Annotated in this window: 1 protein-coding gene; it reads left to right on the top strand. The window is 64.3% G+C overall.

The window, feature by feature from the left end:
- The first annotated feature begins 177 nt into the window (after nucleotides 1-177).
- Nucleotides 178-13,161, top strand: a complete 12,984-nt coding sequence (locus C1Y43_RS12440) for an Ig-like domain-containing protein (protein WP_104188459.1) — start codon at nucleotides 178-180, stop codon at nucleotides 13,159-13,161.
- Nucleotides 13,162-13,227 lie beyond the last annotated feature (66 nt).

Consider the following 13,227-nt stretch of genomic DNA (forward strand, 5'->3'; position numbering starts at 1 on the left):
TCGCACGGGCGGCAAATAACGACTCAGCGCGTTTTCACTGTGCCTCTGGCAGATGAAACCGGCCTGGAGAGGATGTGAGTAATTCATTGAATTATTCGCGAAGAATACCGGTGTCTGGCGATACCGGGCGTTTTTATGGATGCCATTAAGCTTATAACTGCGCGGGATATCGATAAAATGAACAATATCTCTGTAACGCCTAAAGGCGGAACGATTGTTACTGAAGTGAGCGGTAATCAGGTTAATTTGACTGCTCCCAGTGTGGTTAAGCTCAACCTTAATCAGGCTGATATTAAGTCTTTCACACGCAATGGTAGTGATTTAGTGGTCACCACTAAATCCGGTGAAGTCGTTGTTATTCATAAATTCTACGATGCTAACGGCGACAGCGATCTGGTGCTGCAGGACGACAAAGGCGCGCTGTGGTGGGTGGAAGATCCCGGCACAGAAGGCTTCCAGTTTGTCTCTATCGACAGCACGGAAGGGCTGTTAGCGGAAAACGTCACGGGTGACGGAACACTGACCGCCTTTGGTATCGCCGGCGCCGCGCTGGCCGGTATCGGTGCGCTGATCGCCGGTAACAACGGCGGTGGCGGCGGCGGCGGTGGGGATAACGGCGGCGGCGACAATGGCGGCGGCGGTGATACCACGGCACCGGCGGCAGTCAGCGATCTGCTGATCACGGATAACGCGGGCAGCGTGCAGGGCGCTATCACGGGCGGCACCAGCACCGATGACAACACGCCTACGTTAAGCGGCACGGCCGAAGCGGGGACCATTGTCAGTATTTACGACGGCACCACGCTGCTGGGTACGGTCACCGTCGGTGCCGATGGCCGCTGGAGCTTCACGACACCCGCTCTGGGTGAAGGGCAGCACAGCCTGACGGTTACCGTCACCGATGCTGCCGGCAACACCAGTCCGGCCACCAGCCCGGTTGATTTCACTGTCGATACGCAGCCACCGGCAGTGGCCACGGACGTGTCCCTGACCAACAACAGCGGCGGCAGCACCACGCCGGTACCAAACGGATCGAGCAGCGATGACAACACGCCGACCCTGAGCGGCCGCGGTGAAGCGGGCGCTGTGGTCAGCGTTTACGATGGTCAGACGCTGCTCGGCACGGCGCTGGTGGGCGCGAACGGCAACTGGAGTTTTACCACGCCAGCGCTGAGCAATGGCAGCCACAGCCTGACCGTGACGCTGACGGACGCTGCCGGCAACGTCAGCGCTGCGTCCTCGCCGTTTGTGGTGACGATTCAGGCGGGCCTGCCCTCAACCAGCAGTTCGCTGCAAATTACCGACGATAGCGATGCCACGCTGCGCACGCTGAGCGATGGCGCCAGTACCAAAGACAGCACGCCGGTGCTGAGCGGCCTGGCGAGCGCTAACGCCGTCATCACGCTGTACAACGGCACTACGCTGCTGGGCAGTACTATTGCCGACGGCAGCGGTCAGTGGCGCTTCACTCCCGCCACGCTGGCAGATGGCACTTACGCGTTCCGCGCGGTTGCCACCGACGCCGCCGGTAACGTCACCACCTCCGTCACCCTGACGGTCACCATCGATACCGTGGCGCCCGGCGCGGCAGGCGATTTGCTGCTGACCGGCGACAGCAATGGCACCGTGACGCCGATTGCCGCCGGCGGCAGCAGCAATGACAACACGCTGTCGCTGAGCGGCACGGCAGAGGCCGGCAGCACCGTTACGGTACGCGATGGCAACGTTGTGCTCGGCACGGCTATCGTCGGCAGTAACGGCAGCTGGAGCTTCACCACGCCAGCGCTCAGCGACGGCAATCACAGCCTGACTACCACGGTAACCGACAGCGCCGGCAACACCGGTCCGGCATCAGCGGCTATCGTGGTCACCGTCGATACCACCGCACCGGCGGCGATCGGCGATCTGCAGGTGATCGACAACGTGGGTGCCAGCCAGGGCCCGCTGACGTCGGGCGCTACCACCGATGACAACACACCTACCCTGAGCGGCAGCGGCGAAGCCGGTGCGCTGATCAGCATTTACGACGGCAGCACGCTCCTGGGCAATACCCTTGTCGGGGCCAACGGCAGCTGGAGCTTTACCACGCCAGCGCTCAGCAACGGCAGCCACAGCCTGACCGTTACGCAAACCGATGCGGCGGGCAACGTCAGCAGCGCGACCGCGGAATTTGTGGTCAATGTGGACGCTGCGCTGCCACCCGCCAGCGCCAGCATTGAGCTGGTGGGCGACAGCGGCAATACCCTCGTCTCACTGCAAAACGGCGCCGTCACCAATGACGACAGCCCGACCCTCGCCGGCCTGACCCGGGCGGGCAGCCTCGTCCGCATCTTTGACGGCGGCGATCTGCTCGGCAGCACCACAGCCGACGGCAATGGGCAGTGGAGCTTTGCCCTGAGCAACCTGAGTGAGGGCGGCCACGCGTTCAGCGCCACCATTACCGACGTTGACGGCAATGTGATTGACACCGTCACCCTGAACATTACGGTTGATACCACGCCACCGGCGGCAGCCAGCGATCTGGCACTGCTGAACGATGCCGGCAGTACCGCACAGCCGGTGACGGGCGGCAGCGCGATCAACGATGCGACACCGCTGCTGAGCGGCACGGCGGAAGCCGGCAGTATTGTCACGATTCGCGACGGCAACACCGTTCTCGGCAGCGTCAGCGTGGGCAGTAACGGCAGCTGGAGCTTCACCACGCCAGCGCTGGGCGAGGGCAATCACAGCCTGAGCACCACGGTGATCGATGCCGCCGGCAACGTCAGCCCGGCATCAACGCCGATCGCCTTTAGCGTTGACACCACCGCGCCTGCCGCCGTCAGCGGCCTGCAGGTGACGGATAACGCGGGCAGCGCCACCGGCGCGCTGGCTTCCGGCCAGACCACCGACGATCGCACACCAACCCTGAGCGGTTCGGCAGAAGCGGGCGCGGTGGTGCGTATCTATGACGGCACCACGCTGCTCGGTAGCGTTACCGCCGGTAGCAACGGCAGCTGGAGCTTTACGCCAGATGCGCTCACCAACGGGCAGCACAGCCTGACCACCACAGTGACTGACGCGGCCGGCAACGTCAGCCCGGCATCGCCGGTGTTCACGGTCAACATCGAGGCGGGCGTGCCGGCCACCAGCAGCCTGCTGATTGTCACCGATGATAACGGCAGCACGCTGGTCGAACTGGCCAATAACGACAGCACCACCGACAGCACGCCGATTCTCAGCGGCCAGGCCGGGGCGGGCGATCTCGTCACCCTGTACAACGGCAGCACGGTTTTGGGCAGCGTGGTCGCGGGCAGCAACGGACAGTGGAGCTTCACGCCAGCGGCGCTGGCCGACGGCACCTACGCATTCCGCGCCAGCGCCGATAACGGCAGCGGCACTGTGACGGATTCGCCGGTAATCACCATCACCATCGACACCGTCGCGCCCGCGGCACCGACAGGCATCCAGCTGACCAACGATGACGGCGATCCGCTGGGCACAGGCAGCACTAACGTCTCTGCGCCAACCCTGAGCGGCAGCGGCGAAGCTGGCGGTGTAGTGATTATCTCCGATGGCGGTACGGTGATTGGCAGCACCACGGTGGGCAACGATGGCAACTGGAGCTTTACCACGCCGCCCCTCAGCGATGGCAGCCACAGCCTGACCAGTACCGTCACCGATGCGGCCGGCAATACCGGACCGGCGTCAACACCGGTAACCGTCATCGTCGATACGCAGGCACCGGCGGCGGCGGGCAATCTGCAGCTCAGCAATGGCGACGGCACACCGGTTGCCGCGGGCGGCAGCACCAATGACACCACGCCAACCCTGAGCGGTACCGCTGAACCCGGCAGTACAGTGACCGTCAGCGACGGCGATACGGTGCTGGGCACGGCGACGGCAGGCAGCGACGGCAGCTGGAGTTTCACCCCGACCGATCCGCTGAGCGAAGGGCAGCATAACCTGACGTCTACCATTACCGACGCGGCGGGCAATACCGGGCCGGGCAGTACGGCGGTGATTGTCATCGTCGATACCAGCGCCCCTGCCGTGGCCAGCGAGCTGCTGCTCAGCAACGACCAGAGCGGCACACCGGTGCCGGTCAGCAATGGCCTCACCAATGACACCACGCCGGTGTTGAGTGGCCGCGCGGAACCGGGCAGCACCGTGACCATTTCCGATGGCGATACGGTACTGGGCACCGCCACCGTCGGCAACGACGGCAGCTGGAGCTTCACCGCACCGGTGCTGGCGGCGGGCGACCATAGCCTGACGGCGACGGTGACCGATACCGCCGGCAATACCAGCGAACCCTCGGCCGCCCTCAGCTTTACCATCGATACCACCACGCCAGCCGCGCCGGGCAATGTGCAGCTCAGTAATGATCAGAGCGGCACGCCGGTGCTGATCACCAGCGGTGCCACTAACGACACCACGCCGGTCCTGAGCGGCAGCGGCACCGCCGGCAGCACCATCACCGTCTCGGATGGCAATACCGTGCTGGGCACCACCACGGTCAACGACGACGGCAGCTGGAGCTTCACGCCAGCCACTGCGCTGGGCGAGGGGCAGCACAGCCTGACGGCGACCGAAACCAGTCCGGCTGGCAATACCAGTGCACCGTCGGCCCCGCTGGAGGTGAACATCGATCTCACCGATCCGGCGCCCGCCGCAGACTTGCTGCTGGTTAACGATCAGGGCGCAACGCCGCTGCCGATCGCGGCGGATGGCGTTACTAATGACACCACGCCGCTGTTCAGCGGTAGCGCGGAGCCGGGCAGCCTCGTCGCGATTTACGACAATGGCAGCGTGATTGGCTCGGCGCAGGCCGATGCAAACGGCAACTGGAGCTTCACGCCGGATCCGGCACTGGAGGCGGGCACGCATAGCCTGACCACCGTTGTCACCGACACGGCGGGCAACAGCGGGCCGGTGTCTGATGCGTTTGATTTCACAATCGATCTCACCACGCCGTCTGCCGCCGTTGATGTCGTGCTGAACAACGATAACGGCGAGACGCTGCAGCCGATCAACAGCGGCACCGCGACCAACGACACCACGCCGCAGCTGAGCGGCACCGCCGATGCCGGCAGCACCGTCACCATCCTCGATGGCAACACGGTGCTGGGCAGCGTGCTGGTGGGTGCCGGTGGCATATGGACCTATGCGGTACCGACGCTGAGCCAGGGCGAACATAGCCTGACCACGACGGTTACCAGCCCGGCGGGCAACGTTAGCGCACCGTCCGCGGCGATTGATTTTACCGTGGATACCACGGCACCGGCCGAGCCGACCGGCCTGCTACTGGTGAACGATGAGGTTGATCCGGCCGTACCGGTGGCCTCTGGCGGGGCGACCAACGACACCACACCAGTGTTGAGCGGTAGCGCCGAGCCTGACAGCGTGGTGATCGTGCGCGACAACGGCGTGATCATCGGCTCGGCTACCGCCGGCAATGACGGCAGCTGGCGCTTCACGCCTGATACCGCCCTGGAAGCGGGCAGTCACAGCCTGACGGCCAGCGTCACCGATCCGGCAGGCAACGTCGGGCCGGAGTCCGCGCCGTACACCTTCACCGTTGATCTCACGCCACCGGCAGCGCCAGTGGACGTGGTGCTGAGCAATAACGATGGCAGCACGCTGGTGGCGATTGCCGCCAATGGCGCGACCAACGACACCACGCCGCAACTCTCCGGCAGCGCCACGGCGGGCAGTATCATCACTGTCTACGATGGCGACAGCACAACGCCGATCGGTTCGGTGACCGTGGGCGCCGATGGCAGCTGGCAGTTTGTTACCGGTACGCTGGACGAGGGCGATCACAGCCTGACGGTAACGGTGACTGATGCGGCGGGTAACGTCAGCGATCCTTCCGCGCCGATTAGCTTTACCGTGGATACCACGGCGCCGGACGCGGTCGTCGATCTGCTGCTGGTGAACAACAACGTCGATCCGGCCACGCCAATCACCTCAGGCAGCAACACCAATGACAGCACGCCGCTGCTCAGCGGAACGGCGGAGCCGAATAGCACCATCATCGTCTATGACGGACAGACGCCGATCGGCACGGCGACGGCAGATAACGACGGCGCATGGAGCTTCTCACCTGAACTGACCGATGGCTCGCACAGCCTCAGCGTGACGGTCACCGACGTCGCCGGCAATGTCAGTGCACCGAGCGCCAGCGTGGCGATCACCGTCGATACCGTAGCACCGTCGGCGGTCACCCAGTTGAGCGTCGCCAGCGACAATGGCAACGGCGATCCGGTCACCATCCCGAACGGCGGCTTAACCAGTGACAACACGCCGGTGCTGAGCGGCAGCGGCGATCCGGGCAGCCTGATTGTGATTACCTCGCAGGACGGTCCGGTGGGCAGCGTCACTGTGGGCAGCAGCGGCAGCTGGAGCTTCACACCGGCCAGTGCGCTGAGTGACGGCAGCTACACCTTAACCGTTGTGGCGCGCGACGCGGCGGGCAACGTCAGCGCGCCGGTTACGGCACAGCTGGTGATTGACGCCACCGCGCCGGATCAGGTGACGGAAATCAGTCTCTCCAATGACAACGGCAGTGCGCTGGTGGATATTCCGTCGGGATCGACCACCAGCGATACCACGCCGTTGCTGGCGGGCGTTGCTGAGCCGGGCAGCACGGTGAACATTCTGGATAATGGCGCGCCGATTGGTACGGCGATTGCGGGCAGTGACGGCGCGTGGAGTTTCAACGTGCCAACCCTCACCAACGCGGCGCACAGCCTGACGGTGACGGTCACGGATGCGGCCGGTAACACCGGACCGGCGTCGGCACCGATTACCTTTACCGTGGATAGCCAGGCTCCGGCCCAGGCCACGCTGGAAGTGAATAACGACAACGGCACCGATCTGGTACTGGTGCCCGATGGCACCTATACCAATGACAACACGCCACGCCTGAGCGGTACGGCGGAGGCTGACAGCCTGGTGACCATTTACGATGGCAATGTGGTGCTGGGTTCGACCACCGCCAATGCGGACGGCGAATGGGTGTTCCTGTCGCCCGTGCTCACCGATGGTCAGCACACCCTGACGGCCACGGTGACGGACAGCCTCGGCAACGTCAGTGCGCCGTCTTCCAGCTTCACCGTTCAGGTTGATGCCACGCCGCCGCAGCCGGTCAGCGCCGTGCTGCTGCAGAATGACAACGATCCGGATAATCCAGTCACCATCGCCAACGGTGGCGCCACCAACGACAACACGCCGCTGCTGAGCGGCAGCGGTGAGCCGGGTGCTCTCGTCAACGTGTACAACGGCAACGTGCTGGTGGGGTCGGCGACGGTGGACACTGAGGGCAACTGGAGCCTGAATACGTCGCCGCTGGATAACGGCAACTACACGCTGACGGTCGTCGTCAGTGACAACGCGGGTAACGTCAGCGACCCGGTGAGCATTGGCGTAACGGTTAACACCGTCGGACCGGATCCGGTGCTGTCGTTTGAGGTCAACGCCAATAACGGTCCGACCGCTCTGCCGCTGGTGGATGGCAGCTTTACCAACGACACCACGCCGGTACTGAGCGGAACGGCGCAGGCGGGTGCCATCATCAACCTGCTGCAGGACGATACGGTGATTGGCTCGGTGGTCGCCGATGCCAATGGCGTATGGCGCTTTGAAACCAGCGCGCTGCAGGATGGCAGCTACGCCTTCTCGGTGCAGGTGGTGGATGCCGCTGGCAACGTCAGCGAGCCGGTTGGGCCGGTGAATGTCACCGTCGATACGCTGGCGCCAGACGCGGTTCCTGACCTGGTGGTCGCCGATAACGTGGGTGGCACGACGGGCCCGCTGGATGACGGCGCGTCGACTGATGACAACACGCCAACCCTGAGCGGCACGGCAGAAGCCGGCAGCACGGTGAACATCTACGATGGCACCACGCTGCTGGGCACTGCGCTGGCCGGCTCGGGCGGGGCCTGGAGCTTTACGACCGCGGCGCTCAACAACGGACCTCACAACTTCACCGTGACCGTGACCGATGCGGCGGGCAACGTCAGCACGGCGACGCCGGCGTTCAGCCTTAACGTGCAGGCCGATCTGCCGCCAGCCACCTCGACGCTGCAAATCACTGACGACACGGGCACGACGCTGGTGACGCTGGCAGACGGCGCGGTAACCCGCGACACCACGCCAACGCTTAGCGGCTCTGCCGAACCCGGTCAGCTGATTCGTATTTATAACGCTAATACGGATGCGGTAATCACCAGCGTTACGGCGGATGCTAACGGCCAGTGGAGCTATACGCCGACGCTGGCTGAAGGCAGCTACGCCTACTACATCACCGCGCAAAACCCTGGCGGTGATGAGGGGACGCGATCGGCTACCCTCGGCTTCACCGTGGACATCACCGCGCCGGCGGTGGCCGCTGATGTGGTGATCAGCAACGATCGCAGCGGCACGGCGGTGCCGATTAGCGACGGCAGCGTCATCAATGACAACACGCCGGTACTCAGCGGCAGCGCCGATGCGGGCAGCCTGGTCACGGTGTACGATGGCAACACCGCCATCGCGTCGGTTACGGTGGGCGCGGGTGGAAGCTGGACGCTGACCACGCCTGCATTGAGCGAAGGGGCGCACGCGCTGAGCGTGGGCGTCAGCGATGCGGCGGGTAACAGCAGCGACCGCACCCCGGCGCTTAGCTTCACTGTGGACAGCATCGCACCGAACGCTTCGACGCTGGTCATCACCAACGATGATACCGCGCAGCCGGTGCTTAACGGCGGCTACAGCAGCGATGCCACGCCAACCCTGAGCGGCGTAGCGGAAGCGGGCAGCACGGTCACCATCCTGAATAATGGTGATGTGCTGACCACGCTGACCGTGCCGTCCAGCGGCAACTGGAGCTACACGCCAGCGACAGCGCTGAGTGAAGGATCGCACACCCTGAGCGTTTCGGTGACCGATGCGGCGGGCAACGTCAGCACCAGCACCAGCGCGACGGTGATCGTTGATACCCTGGCGCCGGACGATCTGACGCTCACGGCCAGCAACAACAACGGCAGCACGCCGGTGACGATTGCTGACGGCGGCACCACCAACGACAACACGCCGCTGTTACGCGGTGTAGCTGAGGCAGGCAGCGTGGTAACCATTCGTCTGGATGGCGATGTGGTGGCCTCGCTGACGGTGGGCAGCAGCGGCAACTGGAGTTACACCTCTGCGGCACTGAGCGACGGCAGCCATACCTTCAGCGTCACGGAAACGGACGCGGCGGGTAACACCGGCGAGGCGCTCAGCGTGACGCTGATCGTTGATGCGACGCCACCGCTGGTGGCCACCAACCTGACCATCACTAACGATGTGACCGGCGTCAGCATACCGGCTGGCGGCGCGACTAACGACACCACGCCAACGCTGAGCGGCAGCGCCGAGGCCAACACCACGGTTAGCGTTTATGACGGCAATACGCTGCTGGGCACGGCGCTCGTGAACGGCAGCGGCGCATGGAGCTTTGTCTCACCGACGCTGGGTAACGGCGCGCATGCGCTGAGCGTGGCGGTCACCGATGCGGCGGGCAATACCGGCCCGCGCACCACGCCGGTGACTATCACCGTCGATACCGTTGCGCCGGGCGCGGCCACGCTGGTGGTCACCAACGACGTCAGCGGCAGCGTCATCCCGAATGGCGGCGTCACCAGCGATACCACGCCGGTGCTGAGCGGCCGGGCGGAGGCGGGCAGCATTGTCACCGTGCTGGATGGCACTACGCTGGTCGGCTCCGTGCAGGTGGGCAGTGACGGCAACTGGACGCTGACGCCAGCCACGGCGCTGAGCGAAACGCTTCATACGCTCAACGTCACGGTCACCGATGCGGCCGGTAACGTCAGTGCCACCACCAGCGCCACGCTGGTGATCGACACCACGCCGCCAGTGGCTATCACCGGGCTGGCAGCGGTGAACAACAACGGCAGCACGCCGGTGGCGATTGCGGCGGGTGGCGTCACTAATGACAGCACGCCACGCCTGAGCGGCACGGCGGAAGCCAACAGCATCGTGACCATCCGCGATGGTGATACGGTGCTGGGTTCGGTAACCGCCGCCAGCAACGGCAGCTGGAGCTTCGTCACTGGCACCTTGTCTGACGGTTTACACTCCTTCAGCGTGACGGCCACCGATGCGGCCGGCAATACCGGTCCCGCAGCGTCCCTTGCGCTGACCGTCGACACCGCACCGCCGCTGGCGGCAACCGGGCTGACGCTGACCAACGACGTCACCGGTGTGGCTATCGTCAATAACGGAGTCACCAACGACAGCACGCCGACGCTGCAGGGCACGGCGGAAGCGAACGCGATTGTAACGGTTTACGATGGCAACACGCTGCTCGGAACGGTGCAGGCTAACGCCAGCGGCAGCTGGAGCTTCGTCTCGCCGACGCTGAGCAATGCCGCCCACGCACTGAGCGTGACGGTGACCGACAGCGCGGGCAACGTCAGTCCCCGTTCCGAGGTGATTAACCTCACCGTGGATACGGTGGCGCCAGCGAACACCAGTCTCACCATTATTAATGATGCGACCGGTGCCACCATCGTCAACGGCGGCGCGACCAACGACACCACGCCAACGCTGCGCGGCAGCGTCAGCGCGGCGGAGGCCGGGGCACGCGTCACCATTCTGGACAACGGCCTGGCACTGGGCACGGCGATTGTGCAGGCGGACGGCAGCTGGAGCTTCACGCCTCTGGCGGCGCTGAGCGCCGGTCCGCACCCGATCACGGTGACGGTAACGGATGCCGCAGGTAACGTCAGCGGCACCACCGCGGCCACGGTGATCATCGATACCACGGCACCGGCGGCCATCACCAATCTGCTGGCGCTCAACAACAACGGCAGCACGGCGGTGACCATTCCGAATAATGGCGTCACCAACGACAGCACGCCGCTGCTGAGCGGCAACGGCGAGGCGGGCGCGCGCATCACGGTGTACGACGGCACCACATTGCTGGGCACCACCACGGTGGGCAGCAACGGCAGCTGGAGCTTCGTGGTGGGCAACGCGCTGAGCAACGGCAGCCACACGCTGAACGTGACGCAGACCGACCCGGCGGGCAACGTCAGCCCGCAGGTGTCGACCACGCTGATCGTCGATACCGTGGTGCCGGTTGCCAGTACGCTGACCATCATTGATGACATCAGCGGTACGCCGGTGACGCTGGCGAACGGCGCCTTTACGCGCGATACCACGCCAACGCTGCGCGGCACCACGGAAGCAGGTGCTGTGGTCACCATCTACGACGGTGCCAGCGCCATTGGTTCTGTGACCGCGGGGAGTGATGGCAGCTGGAGCTTCACCACCGCCACGCTGGCGAACGGCGCGCACACGCTGAGCACCACGGTGACCGATGCGGCGGGTAACGTCAGCACCGGCAACATCACGGCGACGGTGAACGTCGATACCCTGCCTCCGGCGGCGGTAAGCGGGCTGGCGATCAACAGCGCCGGTACCCTTGTCACCGGTAGCGGTGAAGTGGGGGCCACGGTGACGGTGCGCGATGCCAGCGGCAACGCGCTCGGCACCACCACGGTCGGCAGCGGCGGCAACTGGTCGGTGACGCTCACCACCGCGCAGATCACCGGTGCGCCGCTCTCGGTGATCCAGACGGATCGCGCCGGTAACGTCTCGCCGGGGGCTTCGCTGACCGGTGCGATTCGCATCGTGGCGACCAACGACAGCAACGAGGTGGATTACACCAGCACGCAGGCAACGGTGAACAACGGTACGGTCAGCTCGTCGCACACCGCGCTGCTGACCGTGGGGCTGGGTACGGTGCTCAATGCCAGCGTACTGAACAACGGTAATGCTTACCTGTTCAGCGTGGGTAACGATGACAGCCGTACCGTGACGCTCAACGGTTCGGTAACCAGTCTCGGCGTGGCCGCCAACTATTCGTTAAACCTGTACGAACAGCAGGCGAACGGCTCGTGGCAGTTGATCAGTATTAAGACCAACTACATTAACGCGCTGCTGACGATCGGTACGCTGAAAGGGGCAAACGTCACCTACACCGGACTGGGGACCGGCAACTATGCGGTGGTGGTGGCAGCCACCACCAACATTAGCGTGTTGCCAACCACCACGGTAAGCACGGTGTCGGATTTCACCACGCTGGCGGTCACCACCGCTGCGACGGTCACCGGTAACCTGCTGACCAACGACACCAGCTCGATCGCCGGGACGATTCCGTCCGGCACGGCGGTGGCGTCGGTGGGCAGCAGCGCGGTGGCGTCCAGCGGCAATACGGTGATCAACACCACCTACGGTACGCTGACCATTGATGCGAAGGGTAACTACACCTACACGCTGAAGGCCGGGCTGGATATCGATACCCTGCCATCCGCAGACACCTTCACCTACTCGGTGCGGGATGCCAGCGGTGCAGTGACCTCGGCGACGCTGACGGTGACGCTGCATAACGGTGCGGCCACCGCGCTGTTCGCCACCACCAGTCTGGCGGCGGAAACCACCAGCAGCAGCGAGCACGATGCCAGCGGCAGCATCTGGGGAGACAGCAACGTCAGCCACAGCGGCACGCTGAGCATCCTCAATGAGCACGGCGATCTCACCACCGTGAGCAGCGTGGGCAGCACGGCGGTGGCCGGGGACTTTGGTGTGCTGACCATCGCCGCCAACGGTAGCTATACCTATACCCTGAACGCGGATGTGAATATCCAGAACATCACGCATAAGGAGGTGTTTACCTACACCCTGGCGTCGTCCGACGGCACCATCACCAGCAACACCTTTACCATTGAGCTTCACCCGACCATCACGGGCAGCGCCGCGGCTGACAGCCTCACCAGCAGCGCCTACGACGACACCATTACCAGCGGTGCCGGCGCAGATACGCTGGTTTACCACCTGCTGAGCAGCGCAGATGCCACCGGCGGCAACGGTCACGACACCTGGACCGACTTCAGCGTCGCGCAGGGTGACAAGATCGACGTCAGCAGTCTGCTGATCGGCTGGAATGATTCCACCAGTAATATCAATGATTTTGTGAAAGTGGATCATACCGCGGACGGCAATACGGTGTTGTCAATTGACCGTGACGGCAGCGGCACGGGGTACAGCAGTACGCAGCTGATTACCCTGGAAGGCGTAAACGTCTCACTGGAGGAGTTGCTGCAGCAACCGCATCAAAACCACACGGCTTAGTGGGTGTAACGCAGGGAAGCATAACGGGCACAGGGAGGTGCCCCTTTCTCTCTTTTACTGGTGAAC

This window comes from Pantoea sp. ICBG 828 (genome assembly GCF_002928355.1).
GTDB lineage: Bacteria > Pseudomonadota > Gammaproteobacteria > Enterobacterales > Enterobacteriaceae > Pantoea > Pantoea dispersa.